Source organism: Bacteroides eggerthii (assembly GCF_025146565.1).
Taxonomy (GTDB): domain Bacteria; phylum Bacteroidota; class Bacteroidia; order Bacteroidales; family Bacteroidaceae; genus Bacteroides; species Bacteroides eggerthii.
In genome coordinates this window covers 53608-74006 of record NZ_CP102258.1, presented here as the reverse complement: position 1 = coordinate 74006, position 20399 = coordinate 53608, and the positions used below count along the sequence as shown (strand labels likewise).

Below are 20399 nucleotides of genomic sequence, written 5' to 3'. Positions count from 1 at the left end.
GTCACAGCATGAATGGTTAGTTTCATGGAAAGCGGCCTGCTCCGTTGGGAGGGGCCGTTTGTTTGTTGGTTTTGTCTCCTTTCTAAATTAAATAGGTGTTTGATAGGTAATAGCAAAATAAAAAATACTACTTTTGCGTATTAATCACTGTATTTATATATCAAGAAATGATAGAAGACATTAAAAAAGCCTGCCAAGTGATGCGGGAGGGCGGGGTGATTTTATATCCCACCGATACCATTTGGGGAATCGGTTGTGACGCTACCAATGAAGATGCGGTGCGTCGTGTATATGAAATAAAGCAACGTCAGGACAGCAAGGCGATGCTTGTGTTGGTGGATTCTTCCGTAAAAGTGGATTTCTACGTTCAGGATGTGCCGGAAGTGGCGTGGGACTTGATAGACTTGGCAGACAAACCGTTGACTATTATTTATTCGGGTGCACGTAATCTGGCGGCAAACTTGCTGGCGGAAGACGGCAGTGTGGGCATCAGGGTGACAAACGAGGATTTCTCGAAACGCCTTTGTCAACAGTTCCGCAAAGCTGTTGTTTCCACCTCAGCTAATATAAGCGGGCAGCCCTCTCCGAGAAATTTCAGTGAGATAAGTGAGGAAGTCAAGTCGGCGGTAGATTATATTGTGGGCTATCGTCAGGAAGAGATGAGTAATCCGAAGCCCTCCAGCATAATAAAGTTGGATAAGGGTGGTGTGATTAAAATAATCCGCGAATAAAGAAGATGGTTGGAGAAGAAAGAGGGTGGTTGCAGCGCTTTATCATTTGGCGTGAGAGGAATATTAAGGAGAAACGGTTTATCCTGCTCCTTAGTTTCTTGGTTGGCATCTTTACGGCATTTGCTGCATTGATATTGAAAGTGTTGATACACTGGATACAGAATTTTCTTACGGAGAACTTTGATACGACGGAAGCTAATTACCAGTATCTGATATATCCGGTGGTAGGAATCTTTTTGGCAGGGCTGTTTGTGCGCTATGTCGTAAAAGATGATATCAGTCATGGGGTCACCAAAATACTGTATGCCATATCCCGTAGGCAAGGGCGCATCAAGCGGCATAATACGTGGTCGTCCATTATAGCCAGTTCCATAACAATCGGGTTCGGTGGTTCGGTCGGGGCAGAGGCACCGATTGTGCTCACCGGTTCGGCTATCGGTTCCAATCTGGGAAGTTTGTTCAGGATGGAGCATCGCACGCTTATGTTGTTGGTGGGGTGTGGCGCTGCCGGCGCTGTGGCGGGCATCTTTAAAGCTCCGATTGCGGGACTTGTGTTTACGCTGGAAGTGTTGATGATCGATTTGACCATGTCTTCACTGCTTCCGCTGCTGATTTCGGCGGTGACGGCGGCAACTGTCTCATATATCGTGACAGGTACGGAAGCTATGTTTAAGTTTCATCTCGATCAGGCTTTTGAATTGGAGCGTATTCCGTATGTGATTATGCTGGGAATTTTCTGTGGACTGGTTTCCCTCTACTTTACTCGTGCCATGAATTCGGTGGAAGGGTTGTTCGGCAAATTGAAACTCCCTTATAAGAAACTGCTGGTAGGCGGTTCCATGTTGAGTATCCTGATATTCCTTTTCCCACCGCTTTATGGTGAAGGCTATGACACGATAGAACTGCTGTTGAACGGTACCAGCAATGTGGAGTGGGATACAGTGATGAACAACTCCTTCTTCTACGGACATAGCCAATTGCTGTTGTTGTATCTGATACTGATAATCTTGTTTAAGGTATTCGCATCGAGTGCGACAAATGGCGGTGGCGGTTGCGGCGGTATTTTTGCGCCTTCTCTGTACTTGGGATGTATTGCCGGATTCGTATTCTCCCACTTTAGCAATGATTTTGAGATGACCGCTTTCTTGCCCGAAAAGAATTTCGCACTGTTGGGCATGGCAGGGGTGATGAGTGGTGTCATGCATGCACCGTTGACGGGAGTATTTCTGATTGCCGAGCTGACGGGAGGCTACGATTTGTTCCTTCCGTTGATGATTGTTGCGGTCAGTTCCTATCTGACGATTATTGTTTTCGAACCACATAGCATCTACTCTATGCGTCTGGCAAAGAAAGGAGAGTTGCTGACGCACCATAAGGATAAGGCGGTGTTGACACTGATGAAAATGGAAAACGTGGTGGAGAAAGACTTTGTGGCGGTACATCCGGAAATGGATCTTGCCGAATTGGTGAAAGCGATCTCCGCTTCGCACCGTAATATTTTTCCGGTGACGGACAAGGAAGATAAACTGATAGGTATCGTCTTGCTGGACGATATACGAAATATCATGTTCCGGCAGGAATTGTATCATCGCTTTACGGTAGGTAAGCTGATGACTTCTGTTCCGGCACGTCTTTATGATACGGACAGCATGGAGCAGGTGATGCGTACTTTCGATGATACGAAAGTGTGGAACTTGCCGGTAGTGGATACGGAAGGCAAATATCTCGGATTCGTTTCCAAGTCAAAGATATTCAATTCGTACCGTCAGGTACTGGTGCATTTTTCAGAAGATTAATAAAGAGATGGTTATGAGAAAAGAAGATTTGCGGATTGTATATATGGGTACTCCTGAGTTTGCGGTGGAACCTTTGCGTTGTCTCGTAGAAGGAGGATATAATATAGCAGGAGTGATTACCATGCCCGACAAACCGGCAGGACGTGGGCATAAGGTACAATTTTCCCCGGTGAAACAATATGCACTGGAGCATGGCCTGCCGCTTCTCCAGCCGGAGAAACTGAAGGATGAAACCTTTGTTGAGGCTTTGCGTGCCTTGAATGCGGATTTGCAGATTGTGGTCGCTTTCAGGATGTTGCCGGAGGTGGTATGGAATATGCCGCGGCTGGGGACTTTCAATTTGCATGCTTCGTTGTTGCCGCAGTACCGGGGGGCTGCACCTATCAATTGGGCGGTGATCAATGGTGATACGGAAACGGGTATCACTACTTTTTTCTTGAAGCATGAAATAGATACGGGCGAGGTCATTCAGCAGGTGCGCGTGCCGATTGCCGATACGGACAATGTGGGTATTGTGCATGATAAGTTGATGATGCTTGGCGGTCGTTTGGTTGTGGAGACGGTGGATGCCATTATTGCCGGTAAGGTGAAACCTGTTCCGCAGGAGGAAATGGCGGTAGTGGGCGAGTTGCGTCCGGCTCCCAAAATATTCAAGGACACTTGCCGTATTGATTGGAACATGCCTGTCAAACGGATTTATGATTTTATCCGCGGTTTGTCTCCTTACCCGGCTGCATGGACGGAACTGGTGCAACCGGACGGAACGGTGGTGGTACTGAAAATCTTTGAGACGGAGAAAATGGAACAGCCGCATCGGTTTTCTCCGGGAACTTTGCAGACCGACGGTAAGACATACATCCGCATATCCGGTACGGACGGCTGGATTAGTGTGCGTGCATTGCAGCTTCCCGGCAAGAAACGGCTGAAAACCGACGAACTGTTGCGTGGCTTTAAATTGACCGAAGATTACAAGGTGCGTTAATTACTTATCTGAAATCTTTTCGCTATATTTGTTTGTTGTAATTCATGTAACCTGATAGAGTATAACTGTTATGAAACCTATAATATCGCCTTCCATACTGTCTGCCAACTTTGCATATTTGGCAAATGATATTGAAATGATTAACGGTAGTGAAGCCGGCTGGGTGCACATCGACATTATGGACGGTGTGTTTGTGCCCAACATATCTTTCGGCTTCCCTGTGCTGAAATATGTGGCAAAGCTGGCGGAAAAGCCGTTGGATGTACATCTGATGATAGTACAGCCGGAGAAGTTCATTCCTGAAGTAAAGGCTTTGGGTGCGCGTATAATGAATGTACACTATGAGGCCTGCCCGCATCTTCACCGGGTGGTGCAGCAGATTCGTGAAGCGGGAATGTTGCCTGCGGTTACTATCAACCCGGCTACTCCGGTGGCTATGTTAAGAGATATCATAAATGATGTCTATATGGTGTTGGTGATGAGTGTGAATCCGGGATTTGGCGGTCAGAAGTTTATTGAGCATACCATTGATAAGGTACGTGAATTGCGTGAATTGATAACGGTGACCGGTTCGGAAGCTCTGATAGAGGTTGACGGAGGTGTAAACTTGGAGACCGGCGCCCGTCTGGTAGCGGCCGGAGCTGATGTTTTGGTGGCCGGTAATGCAATTTTCTCTGCTCCCGACCCGGTAGAAGCGATCCATGCTTTGAGAAATCTGTAATATTTATTGATAACAGACAGCTTACAGCGGCATCCTTTCCTGCGACTCCTGATGCCGTTGGCGGGTGGAATAGTATATGGGGACAAATATCCTTATATATTACCTGTCGGCTTGTGGGTGGCAGGAGCTTTATTGTTGATAGGGGCGTATATCCTTAGCCGGAGGTATTATGTCCTTTGCCGGTTTTATGGAGTTGTCGTGTTCTTTTCTCTTTTTGTCTTGGGAGGGGCTTTAGTCAGCTTGCAGTTAAAACAGGCTGAATACCAGTTTCCGGATACGGAAACCCTTTCCGTCTATCAGGTTTCTCTTGCTGCGAAGCCTGAAATCAAGGCAAACAGCATTTTGTTTCGTGCAGTCTTGAAAGGAGAAGTGCGGGACGATACACTTTTGCACACTTCTTCTGAAAAGGTCTTCTTATTCTATTTTCCTAAAGATTCGGCGGCGGATTCCCTGAAGAGAGGGGACGAGCTGCTGGTACGTACTCGTTTGTCTGCACCGGTAAGCAATGGAAATCCGGATGAGTTTGATTATGCCCGCTATTTGCTTCGGAAGGGAGTGTGCGGAACTGCTTATGTGCATGCCGGGCGATGGCGGGTGATTGGTTGTGACAGCTCTTCTACTTTTCGTCAACAGGCTTTGGACTGTCGGGACATGGTAGCCGGTTTATATCGGGATATGGGTTTGCAAGGAGATGAACTGGCCGTACTTTCTGCACTGACAGTGGGCGATAAGGAGGAATTGAGTGAGCATATAATTGAAACCTACTCGGTTGCCGGAGCCAGTCATGTACTGGCGCTTTCCGGACTGCATATTGGCTTCATTTCCGCCTTGCTGCTGTTTTTCCTTTCTCCATTGTGGAACAGATGGCGGGGCTTGAAACCACTTCTGCTGTTAATGGTAATCGTATTCTTATGGGGATTTGCCTTCCTTACGGGGTTGTCTCCTTCTGTGATACGTGCCGTTATCATGTGTTCGTTTTGGTTGCTCTCCACTCTTTTTTCAGCTTGCGGCAAGATGGCTTTGAACACATTGGGGGCTACGGCTTTTCTGATGTTGTTGTTCAAGCCCGTATGGTTGTTTGATGTAGGTTTTCAACTGTCTTTTTCGGCTGTTGCGGCAATCTTGCTTCTGCAACCCGGACTGTACGGATTGGTGTCGGTCAAGAATACGGTTCTACGGAAAATATGGGGGCTGGCAACTGTTTCTGTTGCTGCTCAGGTAGGGACGGCGCCTTTGGTTATGTTCTATTTCTCTCGATTCTCTACTCATTTTCTTTTGACTAACCTTTGGGTGATCCCGTTGGTGTCATTGATTGTATATGCAGCTGTCGTACTGCTTGTACTGACTCCTTTTCCCGGTTTGCAACAAGTTGTTGCGGATATGGTGGAAGGATTGGTTCGGGTGCAGAATCTGTCGCTCCGTTGGATCGAGCAACTCCCTTGGGCTTCTATTGATCATGTTTGGGTTGATATGTGGGACGTCGTTCTGTTTTATTTTTGCCTGTTGCTGGTCTGCCGCGTTTGGGCAAGGCGTACGGCGCTGAATGTTTACATTGCTTTGTCAGGCTTGCTGCTTGGCGCTGCTTATCATTCGTATTCATTCGTAGCGGATGCTCCCCGACGCAGTATTGTTTTTTATAATGTCCGCGGATGTCCTTCCGTACATTGCCTGGCGGATAATTCCCGTTCATGGCTGGTCTGCGCCGACAGCTTGTCCGATACGTCCTATTTGCAGCGTGCACTTTCTCCCTATTGGAATCGCCTGCATCTGGAGTGCCCTGCCGTTATTGCAGGGGATTATTCGGCTCCGGATATTTCCGTTCGTAACCGGATAGTCTTTTATGCCGGAAAACGCATCTGTTTGCTGTGCGATGACCGTTGGCGCAATAAAGTGTCCGGTGCAACAGTCACCATTGACTATCTGCATGTGTCCCAAGGATATAAAGGAAGCATAAGAGAGTTTGTTTCTTTATTTGACGTGGGTACGGTAGTGGCCGATTCATCTCTTTCCGGTTATTATCGGAACAGGCTGATTGATGATTGCATCAGTTTGGGAATTCCTTATCTTCTTCTTTCGGAAAAAGGTTCTGTCCGCATATTATTATAAATCATAAACTTTTTCGTACTTTTGCCTTTCCAATTGTTATGGATAATCGGAACTTTTCCGTTTGTTCTGAACGTAAAATCGTAAAGTAGCAGATAAACTATATGTTGACAAAAGTAATAGAGCAATCTAAGATAGACCACTTTGCCAAGTGGATGGAGCGTGCGGATAAAATTGTAATTGTTGCTCATGTGGGCCCCGATGGAGATGCAATCGGTTCCTCTTTGGGATTATGGCATTTCCTCAATACGCAGGACAAGGATGTGAACATCATTGTCCCCAATGCTTTCCCTGATTTCTTGCGTTGGATGCCCGGTAGTAAAGACATACTTTTGTATGATCGTTATAAAGAGTTTGCCGATAAGTTGATAGCGGAAGCGGACGTGATATGTTGTCTGGATTTCAATGCTATCAGCCGTATTGATGCTATGGCTGAGGCCGTATTGGCGTCTCCGGCGCGCAAGATTCTGATCGATCATCATTTGAACCCGGAAGACTTCTGCAGAATTATCATTTCCCATCCCGAAATATCTTCCACTTCGGAGCTTGTTTTCCGTTTGATTTGCCGTATGGGATATTTCGATGATATCACGAAGTCGGGGGCGGAGTGTATCTATACCGGTATGATGACCGATACGGGTGGTTTCACCTACAACTCCAATAATCGTGAAATATACTTTATAATCAGTGAGTTATTGTCAAAAGGCATTGATAAGGATGATATTTACCGGAAGGTATATAATACTTATTCCGAGAGCCGCTTGCGTCTCATGGGACATGTGCTGTCGCAGATGAAGGTGTATCCGGACCATCGTGCAGCTTTGATTACGCTGACAAAGAAAGAACAGAGTCATTTCAATTATATTCGCGGAGACAGTGAGGGGTTTGTGAACATTCCATTGAGCATCAAGAACGTCGTTTTCTCTTGTTTCTTGCGTGAAGATACGGAGAAACCTATGATAAAGGTATCCTTGCGTTCGGTTGGAAGTTTCCCTTGCAACCGGTTGGCAGCTGAATTCTTTAACGGCGGTGGACACTTGAACGCTTCCGGCGGGGAATTTTATGGAACGCTGGGGGAGGCTAAAAAAGTATTGGAACTTGCCTTGGAGAAGTTCAAACCGCTGCTTAACGCCAAAGGCTGAAAGCGACAGTTGAAACGGAGATATCCTTAAGTGAAAAGATTGAAATCCCTTGATTTAACTTTCCGTTTGCATACGGAAAAGTAAATCAAGGGATTTCATTTGAACAGATTATAATAATATGTACGGACAGGCTACAACTCATAACTGAGTGTACGCTTCCGACCGTTTACGTTTACTTCTACTTTCATTCTATCTGTAGTTGCATTCTTGATGGATGCCGATATTTTCATAGACTTCTTCACCTGCTCCTGCGGATAAATAACAGTGACATAGCGGATGGTTTCACCGGTGCTCTTTTCTGCATTGAATGTCACTGCTGGCCGTTTTGTGCGCTGGCGGTAGGCAATGGAGTACCAGCCTTCTTCTTCCTCTATCTGTAAGTTGTCTGGGCCAAAGCAACGGAGTACTACATTGCTATTGCCCGGGTAGCGTGTGCAGAGTAGCCCTTTAGACTTGTCAAGTTCTACTTTACCATCGCAGAGTTGATAGTGAAGGTTCACAATGCCGAGAGCATTTCCAATGGCTTCGTCTACGATGACAAAATAGCTGTTGTCTACAAAAAATACGGAACGGCGGTGTGTCAGGTCCTTATAACTTGAATTTTCGGTTACAAGTACTTGGGCATCGGGCAGTGTCTTCCATAACTTGGTGACGGACTGGGTGGTTTCAATGTTTTTGTTGTCAAGCGTTAGCGTGTTGTGCACTGCTGTCTGACGAAACCAGTTGCGTTGTTTCCACACTTCTTCATCACCACCATAGATGAACGCGCCTGAGTCTGGAAAGAGGTTTTTGCCGTTGAACCATAGTTCGAAGGTACCGTTGTCCGGTTGACAATGCCATTCAGCTTTAGGACCTGCTTTCAATATCATTACGGTGGCATCTTGTCCCCAACCATTGCGGAAAGTGAAAAAACCGGAGTTGGCGGAAGCATGGCAGAGCCAAGTGGGTTGTTTGCCTTTCTTGCCTTGTGTGGCAAAATAACGCAGTTGCTCATCCTCGGGGAAGAGTTCTGACCAACGCTGATAGTTGCGCACAAGGCTGAACGGTTTTGCGCGTTTGGCATCGCTGAAACAAGGAAAAGTATAGTCGGGGAAATAGGTGTTTATTGAGAACATCATCATTTTTTTTATGGTGTTGGCATAAGAATCGGGAAACTCTTTACCATAGCCATTCACTTTAGCCATGTTGAGCGCATTGCTGAAAATGCCGATGCAGCCTCCATGGTAGCCTAAATCCAGTTCATACTGTCCGCCATCATCGTACACTTGTTTCTTTATCTCGCGGTTTAGTATGTCAATACCGCTTTTGCGCCAGTTGGGAGCTTCGATAAACTCAGGAAAGAAAATCCCTGCACAAAGTACATATTCGGCCTCAAACAGAAGGTGGTTGCCTTGTTGTGAGTAGTTGGCTATGGTGTGGTGGGCATGTTTGGAATAATTTACCAAAAAGTCTGTAAGGAACGCAGGGGTAAACGCCTGAGAATGCAGAAAAAGAGTAAACTGATTCATTTGGTCTTGTAAACGGCCGCTCGTTTCCAATGGGCGCCATGCGAAGCGCACGTTTTCTGCTGGACCTTTCACACCGTCTATGTCATAAACTTCGTAAAGTACGGGGTCAATCTGTTGCAGAGGATTTTTCTTTATCCAGTCAAGATACTGATAGACCCATTCCTTGGCATACTTCTCGTCCTTCGTCAGCCAATAGGCTTTTCCCATAGGGGTGAACCATTTATGCCGATGAAGTTGCCAGCGCAGTTCGTTGTCTCTCACCGGCCAGTATTGCCAGTCGATGTCTTTTCCGTAATTATACGACGGTTGATAACCTTTATGAACGAAGAAAGTATGCTGCATGGCGTCATCCGCCCATCCTTGTTCGATCGGGGTGATGGTGACATTTGCTAAATCAAGGAAAGGATTGACTACGTGTGTCCGCTTGCGGTAGTACTTCAGCAACTCATTAGCGGCTGTTTCCAATTTGTCTTCATAATAAGCCCTCTTTACCTGCTCCAAACCGGGATAATTCAGGTTAAGCAAGTTGAAAACCTCTTTATTAAGTATTTGAGCTTGCACAATCGCGCAATATAAAAAACTAACGAATAGAATGATTGTACTCTTCATAATCTGTTGCATTGTTCCAATTTACTTCTTTTGGGATTCTTTATCGGCATCTACTATTTCGTAGTTGCTTTGGTTCATTGGCCTGATTTTAAATCGGGGAAGCTGCTTGTCGAATTCAACCTTTATTACCGACACATACTTGTCTGGAGCGTATTTCGGAAGATCAATGTAAATGCCATCATGGGTGTTTTTAAACTTTAAAGTTTGTCCGTTGTGTAATAATTTGGCGGATATAGCCTTTTCATACAGACGGAACAGTAACTGTTGGTCTTCCGGCCAATCAATTACGTGCAGGTAAACATAGGTTTTGTTTCCTACGATTTTCTGTGTACAGCGTCCCCACATCGGCTGAGATGTCTTTACACGTTCTGTTTCATAAATTGACTCTCCGTATTTTTTCATCCAGTTTCCTATCTCTTTCAGTCGGTGGTAATTTATTTCAGGAATTCCTCCCTCACCGTCCGGAGCAATATTTAGTAGGTAGTTTCCCCCTTTAGACACTATATCTACTAGGTTAAGAATCAGGGTCTCCGATGTTTTCCATACACAACCTCGTTTCTTGTATCCCCAACTGTCATTTAAAGTCATGTTGGTTTCCCAGTCGGTACCGTCAAGTTGCTTGACGGTGGGAATTATTTGTTCAGGAGTCTTATAATCACCAGTATATTTTTTGCTACCTCTGATTAGGCGGTCATTGGTAATGATGTGCGGATAATCTTTAAAGAGATCATTTATTTTTTTTGCATACTCTTCTGTCATTCCTGTAGGGGTGTCCCAAAAGAATATAGCAATGTCTCCATAATTGGTGAGCAATTCTTTGATTTGGGGAATAGCTATATTGTTGAAGTATTCTTTGCGAGTAGCCGTTTGTTGTAAAGGATCCCAACTACCATTGTGTGCTTGGGTATACTCATCTATTTCGTTTGCTTTCGGATTGGGCCATCCTTGGTCCATGGTTCTTCGACCGGTAGTTCCTCCCGGATTATTCCAATCCTGTATTTGTGAATAGTAGAAACCTAATTTCATATCGTGTTTACGGCACGCCTTTGCTAAAGCATCTAGCACATCTTTACCATATGGAGTAAAATCTACAATATTATATTTGCTGGCTTTAGTTTTAAACAAGGCAAAACCATCGTGATGCTTGGCAGTGATTACTAAATATTTCATGCCGGCATCTTTCGCCATTTTTACCCACGCTTCAGCATCATATTTCACTGGATTGAATGTTTTGGTTATTTCCTGATATTCTTTTACAGGAATTTTGCATCGATTCATTATCCATTCTGTACCTCCTACTCGTTGTAGATAGTCATTATAAACTCCTCCTAAAATAGAATATGGTCCCCAATGGATAAACATTCCGAAACGTGCTTCGCGCCACCACTTCATTTTTCTGTCATGTTCTTCGGTTTGTGTGAAACCATTTTGCAGAAATAATGTAAGTGTCAATAATAATAGTATTTTTTTCTTCATGTTGATTATTATGTTTTATTGGTTATACAATACTGTACATTTACAGGAAAGATATCGTAATAGTTTACCTATGCATCTGTTCTGGATATTGATTGTAACAAATTTGTTTTTTTGTAGTATCTTTCAGTATTGTTTTTGTAGGTTGAACATCGAGGGACGTTTTTGTCGTTTTGATATTCATTTTTGCAGGTTTAGTTGGACTCATTTCTGCAGAAATTGTAATATCTCCTAATCTTATTTCTCCTTTATGATTAGGGTGGATAGGTGTTAATTTATCCCCATTCTCTCCTAGTTGCAAAATAGCAAGGTAACGCATTCTTTTAGACTTTTTAGCTGTTTTATAACTTATGTGATATTGATTGGGAACTTCTTTATACTTTTTCTTAAAATCAATGGCTGGAGAAAAGAACTGGTTTGTGCAAAAAGGTTGTATGAATGAGGAACCAAAAACATTGACACAAGCGGTATTTAGAGGAGTAACTACACGCAAAGTGCCTGATTTCTCAATTGTGGGTTGCTGATCTTTCATGGTATGTAACAGAAAGGTCCAATTACAATCTTGTTCTGACTCTAATACATCATAGATGACTATTAGATTTGGGCGAATGAAGGCTAAATGCCGTTCAAAAAGTTTTAATTTTGAATCACCTACTCCATATGCTTGGGTCTCTTTTATACCGTTTTCGGCATTCATCGTTAGAAACTGTTTGTCCGTAGTAGGTTTATAAGCCGCAGTGGCATCACCGCAAACATAAGTTATTTCTTTACCGGCAAGAAAACGTTTGATAAATCCGTATCCTTCATGCCCAAAAGCTTGTCCGCAATCATTTACTAAAATGGTATTAGATGCCCGAGTGTTTCGATAAGAAGTCATCGAATGTGGATCTGCAAAAGATGTATAATATCCACTGGAATAAAAAATTCGTTCTCCTTTCCTTGCTATGTTAAAACTATTTTGGTTGGCATGCATGTGCCCTTTGGCTCCAAAGGGAGAAGAACGGAAATAGACAGATGTTCCTTTATCTACATTTTTTATGTCCGTATGCATTGCTGCTAAACCGGTACTGTAAAACACTTTTTCATTGGGCATTGAGTCAGGAAGTACCAGCTTTTCAGAATTAAACTGTATGGAATTTACCATCTGATACCAAGGTTCAATACTATTAAAGAAAGTGGATTTATTTTCTGCTGCCTTAAATTGAGACAGTAATCGATAATTAGCAGATGGATAATGGGATTCACACGATAATATAAATGAAATCGAAGTTCCCTCTTTATTTCCATTTTCCTTGCGTTCATGTGAATCTCCAAAACCTTCTATCTGCCCATTTACAGGAGCAAAGTATATGTAATAATCGGACAATTTTTTATACCAAGGCATATGAAAAACATCTACACCTGCAATTTTTTTCATCCATAATGCCATATTAATTATACAACTGTTATTTACTGCAAAGTATCCCATTCCTTCAGCCCATCCACCATCATATTTGGTTGATAGATTTGGGAAACGTGCTATAAATAACTCATATGTGTATTTTAACATCTCTTTTGCTATTTCTGAATCATGAATAGTAGCGAGAGCCGCACAAAAATTGCCAGAGATTTCCATTTGCCAAAAGTGATTTTCTACTTGTTTTGTTTCTATTACTCCTGGCCATTTTTCCAAGCCACTACACATTTGCTGCTCAATTTTTTGTAATATCTGTTTTTTCAAGTTTGCAGGTAATTCATTGTATAAGGCGTCATAACCTAAAGATAAAGCTGTTAATACCTGAGAACCCAGCAAATCATGAGTAGGCCAAGTTAATAAGATATTAATTCTTGATAATAGATTATCTAAAAGTTTTTCTTCTCCAGTGAGTACATAACATTGTAATATGTCATGATAACGTTTAAATTCAATGGAATGTATCTTTTGTAATCTTTTTTCAACGGCAGGGTTCTCGTCATAGTATGGCCCTTGATATACTTCGAATTCTAACGCATTCATGGCGTTATTCACAATCGTATTATATGCCGGGTAATTTTTCATCTGTTTCCGAACAGAGTTAATATCATTACCTTGGTTCATTATACGAGGATGATTTTTACTGATATTATTTGCAAAATCAGTAAAACAAGGGGATTCGAAAGTAATGGTTTTTGGTGGGACAACAAAGGAATATATCCCCTTAGTTTCAATTTTATCTTTATCTACAATATCATATTTCCAATACCAAATGCCGGCATCCAATATTTTGTGAGGATTATAAAAACATGTTCTTTGATTTTTGCTAACAAAAGTTGTAGTTTCGGGAAATAGGGAATCGCGACTTAAATAGACATTGTACACAACATCTCTTCCTTCCCAATATTTTACTGATGGCCATAGTAGCTCTGTCGGGTTTATTTTAATTTCTTTGTTATTTATAGGAGAAGATACTTTTCTAAAATCCTCATATAATCTTTGGGGATATATTACATGTTGAGATTGGATATGACTGATACAACAAATAGACAAGTACGATAAAAGTACACACCTTATTACATTATTCATAACTTTGTATTTTATATTATTCTGATTTTATTCCTAGAGGAGCTTCAGGGATAGCACCTGCCCGATATCGTTTTTCAATCAGCTCAGGGTCTTCTCCTAATTTACATATTAGTTCTTGATGTAAATCCTGGATTAGCATCTTGTATTGATTATCCCGAGCCAAATTGGTTAACTCTTCTGGGTCATTATCCATATCGTATAATTCGATTTCCGGACCATGGTTTTCATCCATTCTTGCATGATAGACATACTTCCATTTACCTTGGCGATACATCGTTATTCCGGAAGCTATATAACCTGCGTAATATTCACAGATTGCAAAGTCTTTCCAGTTATAGGTTGAGTCCTCTAAAAGAGGTAACATGGACTCGCCGTCCCAATCGTTTGGCACTTTTGTACCCCCTAAATCGGCTATTGTCTGAACCAAATCTACTGATTCTGTGTTTTTGCTTCTTGTTTGTTTTCCTTTCCAACGTTTAGGGTTACTAATGATTAATGGAACTTTGGCAGAACAATCATATAGACAGTTTTTCCACCAAAGACCATGTTCTCCCAGATTTTCCCCATGGTCACTTGTATATATTATGATTGTGTTATCTGCCATTGGAGATTCGTTTATTGTTTTGATAATCTTACCGATTTGGCTATCTGCCCATTCTACGCGTGCATAGTAGCATTCTCTTGCTTTTTTGACAATCTCTTTTGGTACATTCTCAAGCTTACGCGTGTTTCTTAAGTGCTTATAGTTTAGTGGTAAGTTTTCTATATATCCTTTGGGAATTTTGGGCATAGGAATTTTATCTTTATATTTATCAACCAGTTCCTGCGTAGCTTGCAACGGATAATGCGGAGCCATCAATCCGACAAGTAAGAAAAAAGGTTGTTTTACATGAGCTCTATTCTTTATGTATGCTATTGCATCCTGGCTTCTTTGTATGTCTGTAAATAAATTCATGTCAGTAGCTCCCATTGGAGTAAACTCTTTGCCTATATCTTCCTTGTTATTCACAAATACTCCGGCCTTTATACGTTCACGTTTTTGGGCTATGTCAGTGCCCGCCTTTTTTTTCTTATCATATGCTATTTTATATCCGTCGTTTGCTTTATATGAGTTCCATCCATAATTCAATCCGTTATATTTCATACCTCCAGTTAATACGGTTTCATAACCTTGCTGTTGCATGATGCGAGGTAATGACGTAATATCATTAGGACATCCGACCGTATTCCCCCACACATTATGATGTGATACATATTTTCCAGTAGTAAGAGATTGGCGTGACGGACCGGAAATCGGTGAAGCACAATAATGAGATTTAAACAGTATACCGTTTTCAGCCAACGCATCTAAATTAGGAGTATGTATATACGGATCCCCCATACATCCCATTATATTTCCATTATGTTCATCCGAAATTATTAATACTATGTTGGGACGGCAGTTTTCCTGTTTCGCGTTTTGGGCAATAAGATCGATAGTTCCTCCGATTGTATATCCTAGAATACTTATGCCAATCTTTATACCCATCTTTTGGGTAAAATAAGAATGTAAGACATTTTTCATAAAGGTAAAAAGATAAATTAATAAAAAGGCTGTCCAAAAGTCTAATAGATATGGCATCAGCTTTTCTCAAAATGACAAGACAGAGTGTTAGCTGATTTTGGCTTTTGAACAGCCCTTTGTGTTTTAAAAGTTTTCACTCTTCATTAAAAAGACCGAATTTTAGTCATAGCCAGGGTTGTTCTGATTTTCTAATGCAGCATTGGACTGTATTTCTGCCAAAGGAATAGGATACAGTTCATGTTTGCCATCCACAAAAGTATGTCCAGCTACATAGTTGCTTGAGGCCCAAGTAACTGGATTCCAAGTGTCTAATGTACCTTGATCAATATGTTCTTCCGGCCCTGGTTGCCAAGTTTCAAGATATGACTGGGTAGCCCTTAGTGCATCACCCAGAATGCCCCAACGTAGTAAGTCATATTTACGTTGACCTTCATAACAGAGTTCAAAAGCGCGTTCCCAATAGAGAGCAGTACGGAATTTTCCGGCGTCATCCCCATCCGCTATGAATGGTAAATCATATACTTTGGGGGCTTTAAGCAAACTTGCATAGTTTGAATTGTTGATGGGTGTCGCTTTAGCACGTCTACGTACATCATTCAATAAATTCCAGGCTTCCGGTGTGTTTCCGGTTTCGTTATAGGCCTCGGCTGCCATTAACACCACATCAGCATAACGTAGCGGACAGTAATTGACACCAGTGTTGTTAGGGTTGACAAATCCAAGCGCCATCCATTCTCTGCGCCATTTACCAGGATATCTTCTCAAACTTTTTGCTATTTCATCGCATGTATATGATTTATAGTGCATTTCAGAATTTTTATCCCATTTATAGAAATAATCCACAAAATTTACATCACGACGTATATCTTTGGAAGTATTGTTTGCATTAGACTCATAAAAGGATTTCCAATACGGCAATACTATAATATAACCGTTGGCACGCCCCATATAGTTGCTTGTTCCGGAATACTTTCCGGGCGCATCTACTTCGGGTCCCATCCACGTTGCCCATGCACCTGAGTTATCGGCTTCCCCTTGGTTTGGTTCAAATGCAATCTCCCACAAACTTTCCTGATTGTTTAATACCAATTGAGAATAGTTTTTAAAGAGCTGCTCATATCCACCATTATAGAAATTGTGATAATTCTCTGTTTTAAAAGTTTTCCATTCTTTTATTACTGCCTCAAAATAAGTTTTGCGTTCGGTATCTGACGGACGAGTTAATGTACGAGTCTTACGATCTAAACTATATCCTGCCCGCTGAAGATAGATACGCATTAATAATGCACGGGCTGCACCCTGACAGGGGATTTCAGAGGAAGCCATATCGTTTCCTGGCTTCAGATGTGTTTTGGCAAAATCTAAATCATTAATGATCTGATCATAAATTAGTTCACGATCGGTACGGGGTTTTGAGGTCATGTCATAACCACTGGTAGGTTCCGTAGTAAAAGGTACGTCTCCCCAAAATTTGATCAAATCAAAAGTAATGAAAGCACGAAGAAATTTGGCTTGTGCCACCAGTTCTTTCAAAATCTCGTTCTCCTCGTACCCTACCATTTTTTCAATGTTGGTTATAGCCAAATTGGCACGATCAATTCCCTGATAGGCATATTGCCAAATCGTAGTAAGCCAGGTATTGGATGCGGAACACTTATAATGGGAAATATCTCGCCGGGTACCATCGGATCCCACTCCCTTTATCATAAAAATATCATCAGAACCAAAGCAGGCCATTGCATATTGTCCATAATACTTGCCTGTTTCCAAACAGTCGTATATACTCACTACTGCCATTCGGGCTTTCTCCTCTGTGGTAAAATAAGTATCCTTTTCATATTTTGAATCAGGATTTTCCGTAAGTTCACAAGAAGCGAATCCTACTGTTATCAGTGCGCAAAGCGCATATATCAGTTTATTTTTCATTGTATTCTCTTTTTTAAGTCTGATTAAAATGCTACGTTAATACCAAATACAAAAGAACGACTTTTAGGATAAGCTCCAAAGTCAACACCCGGTGTCAAGGCACTGCCCATAGTGGAAACTTCCGGGTCGAATCCGGTATAAGGTGTCCAAGTCAAAAGGTTATTGCCTGTAGCATACAAGCGTAATTTACTTAAACCAATTTTACTGATAACCTGTTTTGGGAATGTGTAACCTAATGTGATATTACTCAACTTTAGGAACGAAGCGTCCTCTACCCCCCAAGAATGTATATAGGTATTATTCATATCACCAAAATGAGCAATCGTCTTTCCTCGGTTTACGGCATCCAATTCATCAGGATTGGTGATCCTTTCTCCATTGTTGTTAATTGTCACCCAACGGTTAGCCTCATTAGCTATAGCTAAAACATTTTTGTTGGTATTAGCGGTTTTTGTATTGGTCATTTTGGTTGCATTCAGTACTTCTGCACCATAACTATAAGTTAGGAAAATACTTAAATCGAGGTTTTTCCATGTGAAAGTATTATTAATACCGCCATAGAAAGAAGGGGAAGCATTGCCAATTACTGTTTTGTCATTTTCCGTAATTAAGTTGTCTTCACTTCCATCTACATTTTTAAATTTCCAATATCCAGGTTGAACGTTGGACTTATCACCACGATAAGGTATGCCATCCTTTAATGTATATTTATTAGAGGTTGCATCATAATTAAAGTCACTGATTTGATACAATCCGTCTGTTACATAACCATAAAACTGTCCGACAGGTTGGCCAACACCAATCTGATGTGAGGCACCGGCACCATCATATCCAAAATTGGCTAAATATAGTTGAACATCTTCACCTGTGAGTTTGTTAACTTTATTCTTATTATGCGAGAAAGTTACAGAAGTTCCCCATGTAAAGTTTTTATTGGTTATATTGATTGTATTAACGGTCAAATCAATACCTATATTTTCAGTTTCACCTGCATTAATCACCATGCTCTTGTAACCGGAAGAGTAGGGCAATTTGGCATCCAGTAATAAATTACTGCTACGATTGATATAAAATTCAGGAGAAAAAGTGATACGTTGATTCAAGAAACCAAAATCCAATCCTAAGTTAAATGTCTTATTTGCTTCCCATTTCAAATCGGGGTTGGGAACTTGGCTTGATGCGTAACCAGCCTGTGCTCCATTGGCATTAGCGGCGGTAACCGAGCTCATAATAGCCAAACTTTGATAGCTGTTTATCCGGTTATTACCGGATAAACCATAACCTATACGGAGTTTTAAATCAGAGAATATATTTAAATCCTTAATGAACTCTTCTTCACTTAAACGCCAAGCCGCAGAAAAAGCGGGAAAGTATCCCCATTTGTTATTTTTTCCGAATTTAGAAGAACCATCGGTACGTAAGGAAGCTGTAAATAGATATTTGTCCATCAAACTGTAATTCACGCGCGCAAAGAAAGACAGCAATTTATCATCGTAATTCTCGTTAGAAGTAGGAGTACTCGGAGTTCCTAAAGAAAGGTCACCTAGCCCAATCTCATCATTTGGAAACTGATTTGCACTGGCAGAGAAATTACGTATCCATTTAGTTACATATTCATGTCCCATCATTGCGGTTATATCATGAATTTTGTTTTTCCACGCATAAGTTAGGACATTGGAAGTCTGGAAACTGTTGCTTTCAATATTGGTGATAGAACCATAGATACTACTGCGCTTAGCAGTTATGGATTCATCTCCATAAAACACATCATTACGACGGGTTTGATAACGCATACCTACTGTCGAACGGAAAGACAGCCCTTTTAACAATTTTATTGTCGCACCGGCATTTGCTTGAAAAGTACGCCATTCACGATCATTGGTTTCTTCCGCAGCCGAAATCAACGGGTTCTGCATTACATTTCCTGAATCATCTATAAACAACGGATCTTCAGAGGCAAGTAAATCGGCATCTACTCCTTGAATACCGATTGTCGGACGATACTGCAATATATGCTGCATTTTATTGAAACGATCTCCACCCTCAGAAGTTCCCATGCCTTCTATACGCATTTGGTCATAACTGATACGAGAGTTTATTGTTAGCCATTTGTTTACTTCATGATTCATATTGAAAGAGATGTTGTGCTTTTGATTGCCACTGTAGACCATGGCTCCCTCTTCATTAAAATATGAATAAGCCAAGCTATAATTTATCTTCTCTGTCTTTCCGGAAACTGCTACACGATAATTTTGGGTTAATGCAGTACGTCCCAATGTTTCGTCCTGCCAATTGATCCCTTTACGACTGAGATAATTGGATGCTATATCGTTATATTTCCCATATCTGCTTTCCCAAATATCCATGCCATTGACATCAGCGTCACCTGTACTCATTCTCCATAAAGTACGCTCATAGTCCAGTTTCACAAACTCATAAGGAGAAAGCACATCCAGTTCGTTCGCTATCTTCTTAATTCCGACATAGCTGTCGAATGTCACGGTAGCCTTACCGCCGGCCTTACTCCCGTTTTTGGTAGTTATGACCACAACGCCATTAGCACCACGAGCACCATAAATAGCCGTGGCAGATGCATCTTTCAATACATCAATGGTCTCAATTTCGGCAGGATCAAGTGTAGACATTCCATCTTCACTTGGAAAACCGTCGATCACATAAAGAGGTTCATTACTTTGGGTAATGGAGATACCGCCACGCACGCGAATAGAGACAGAAGACCCGGGGGCTCCCTCACTTTGTTGCACCATTACACCCGCCATACGTCCAGACAAGGCCTGCGTGACATCACTAACAGGTATTTTGGACAGTTCCTGACTGCCGACAGAAGCAACAGAACCAGTTAAATCTTTGCGTTTGACGGTAGCATAACCAATTGCAACTACCTCATCCAGCATTACTGCGTCAGCCTTCAATGTTACATTAATTATACTTTTACCATTGACTTTTATTTCTTGAGAAGTCATACCTACGTACGAAAAGACCAATACATCCTTGAATGCATCATTTACTTTCAAAGAATAGTTACCATTTACATCTGTAACAGTTCCTGTACCGGGGATACCTTTAACGGTAATACTGCCACCGATAACCTCATATCCATCGCTATCAATGACTTTACCAGTGACGGTCAAACTTTGCGCATATGCAGATATGCTCGCAAAGGCGAGGATAAACACCAAAATGTAGTTTCTAATTCCCATAATAAATATATTTAAGGTTCTTTTTATGTAAAAGTTTGCTATTTGTTTTTAGAAAATATTAAAATTCAATAGTTGTTAGAA

The 20399-nt window shown here is 41.7% G+C and carries 12 protein-coding genes; 6 read left to right on the top strand and 6 right to left on the bottom strand.

Going from position 1 to position 20399, the window contains the following annotated elements:
- Positions 1-167: 167 nt before the first annotated feature.
- The 6 genes from NQ546_RS00280 (at position 168) to NQ546_RS00255 (ending at position 7475) form a co-directional block, all read left to right on the top strand.
- A complete protein-coding gene (locus tag NQ546_RS00280) occupies positions 168-731 on the top strand; it encodes an L-threonylcarbamoyladenylate synthase (protein WP_004288397.1) in 564 nt (187 codons plus the stop codon).
- A 5-nt stretch (positions 732-736) separates the two neighbouring features.
- A complete protein-coding gene (locus NQ546_RS00275; protein WP_004288398.1) occupies positions 737-2527 on the top strand; it encodes a chloride channel protein in 1791 nt (596 codons plus the stop codon).
- Between the two features lie 7 nt (positions 2528-2534).
- On the top strand, positions 2535-3509 hold the full coding sequence (fmt, locus tag NQ546_RS00270) for a methionyl-tRNA formyltransferase (RefSeq protein ID WP_004288399.1): 975 nt from the start codon (positions 2535-2537) through the stop codon (positions 3507-3509).
- Between the two features lie 70 nt (positions 3510-3579).
- Positions 3580-4230 carry a ribulose-phosphate 3-epimerase gene (gene rpe, locus NQ546_RS00265; RefSeq protein ID WP_004288400.1) on the top strand — a complete coding sequence of 217 codons (651 nt, stop codon included), beginning with the start codon at positions 3580-3582 and terminating at the stop codon, positions 4228-4230.
- A gap of 51 nt (positions 4231-4281) precedes the next feature.
- Positions 4282-6336 carry a ComEC/Rec2 family competence protein gene (locus tag NQ546_RS00260; RefSeq protein WP_004288401.1) on the top strand — a complete coding sequence of 685 codons (2055 nt, stop codon included), beginning with the start codon at positions 4282-4284 and terminating at the stop codon, positions 6334-6336.
- A 101-nt stretch (positions 6337-6437) separates the two neighbouring features.
- Positions 6438-7475, top strand: a complete 1038-nt coding sequence (locus NQ546_RS00255; protein WP_004288402.1) for a DHH family phosphoesterase — start codon at positions 6438-6440, stop codon at positions 7473-7475.
- Positions 7476-7606: 131 nt separating this feature from the next.
- Here the strand turns inward: NQ546_RS00255 and hepC are convergent, their stop codons facing one another.
- The 6 genes from hepC to NQ546_RS00225 all read right to left on the bottom strand — a co-directional run bounded on the left by hepC (position 7607) and on the right by NQ546_RS00225 (position 20318).
- Positions 7607-9592, bottom strand: coding sequence for a heparin-sulfate lyase HepC (gene hepC, locus NQ546_RS00250; protein WP_039952984.1), 1986 nt, complete (start codon positions 9590-9592; stop codon positions 7607-7609).
- Positions 9593-9613: 21 nt separating this feature from the next.
- A complete protein-coding gene (locus NQ546_RS00245) occupies positions 9614-11068 on the bottom strand; it encodes an alpha-L-fucosidase (RefSeq protein ID WP_004288404.1) in 1455 nt (484 codons plus the stop codon).
- Positions 11069-11132: 64 nt separating this feature from the next.
- Positions 11133-13607, bottom strand: coding sequence for a DUF4962 domain-containing protein (locus tag NQ546_RS00240; protein ID WP_081446741.1), 2475 nt, complete (start codon positions 13605-13607; stop codon positions 11133-11135).
- Positions 13608-13623: 16 nt separating this feature from the next.
- Entirely contained in the window at positions 13624-15228 is a 1605-nt protein-coding gene (locus NQ546_RS00235) for a sulfatase-like hydrolase/transferase (RefSeq protein WP_004288406.1), read from the bottom strand.
- A 102-nt stretch (positions 15229-15330) separates the two neighbouring features.
- A complete protein-coding gene (locus NQ546_RS00230; RefSeq protein WP_004288407.1) occupies positions 15331-17097 on the bottom strand; it encodes a RagB/SusD family nutrient uptake outer membrane protein in 1767 nt (588 codons plus the stop codon).
- Positions 17098-17120: 23 nt separating this feature from the next.
- The gene (locus tag NQ546_RS00225; protein WP_004288408.1) at positions 17121-20318 is read right to left on the bottom strand and encodes a SusC/RagA family TonB-linked outer membrane protein; all 3198 of its coding nucleotides are present in this window, start codon (positions 20316-20318) and stop codon (positions 17121-17123) included.
- Positions 20319-20399: the final 81 nt, after the last annotated feature.

What these genes read in the sequence shown, in the direction of transcription:
- NQ546_RS00280 (WP_004288397.1), top strand. Translation starts at nt 168, where the DNA reads ATGATAGAAGACATTAAAAAAGCCTGCCAAGTGATGCGGGAGGGCGGG.
- NQ546_RS00275 (WP_004288398.1), top strand. Translation starts at nt 737, where the DNA reads ATGGTTGGAGAAGAAAGAGGGTGGTTGCAGCGCTTTATCATTTGGCGT.
- fmt (WP_004288399.1), top strand. Translation starts at nt 2,535, where the DNA reads ATGGTTATGAGAAAAGAAGATTTGCGGATTGTATATATGGGTACTCCT.
- rpe (WP_004288400.1), top strand. Translation starts at nt 3,580, where the DNA reads ATGAAACCTATAATATCGCCTTCCATACTGTCTGCCAACTTTGCATAT.
- NQ546_RS00260 (WP_004288401.1), top strand. Translation starts at nt 4,282, where the DNA reads ATGCCGTTGGCGGGTGGAATAGTATATGGGGACAAATATCCTTATATA.
- NQ546_RS00255 (WP_004288402.1), top strand. Translation starts at nt 6,438, where the DNA reads ATGTTGACAAAAGTAATAGAGCAATCTAAGATAGACCACTTTGCCAAG.
- hepC (WP_039952984.1), bottom strand. Translation starts at nt 9,592, where the DNA reads ATGAAGAGTACAATCATTCTATTCGTTAGTTTTTTATATTGCGCGATT.
- NQ546_RS00245 (WP_004288404.1), bottom strand. Translation starts at nt 11,068, where the DNA reads ATGAAGAAAAAAATACTATTATTATTGACACTTACATTATTTCTGCAA.
- NQ546_RS00240 (WP_081446741.1), bottom strand. Translation starts at nt 13,607, where the DNA reads ATGAATAATGTAATAAGGTGTGTACTTTTATCGTACTTGTCTATTTGT.
- NQ546_RS00235 (WP_004288406.1), bottom strand. Translation starts at nt 15,228, where the DNA reads ATGCCATATCTATTAGACTTTTGGACAGCCTTTTTATTAATTTATCTT.
- NQ546_RS00230 (WP_004288407.1), bottom strand. Translation starts at nt 17,097, where the DNA reads ATGAAAAATAAACTGATATATGCGCTTTGCGCACTGATAACAGTAGGA.
- NQ546_RS00225 (WP_004288408.1), bottom strand. Translation starts at nt 20,318, where the DNA reads ATGGGAATTAGAAACTACATTTTGGTGTTTATCCTCGCCTTTGCGAGC.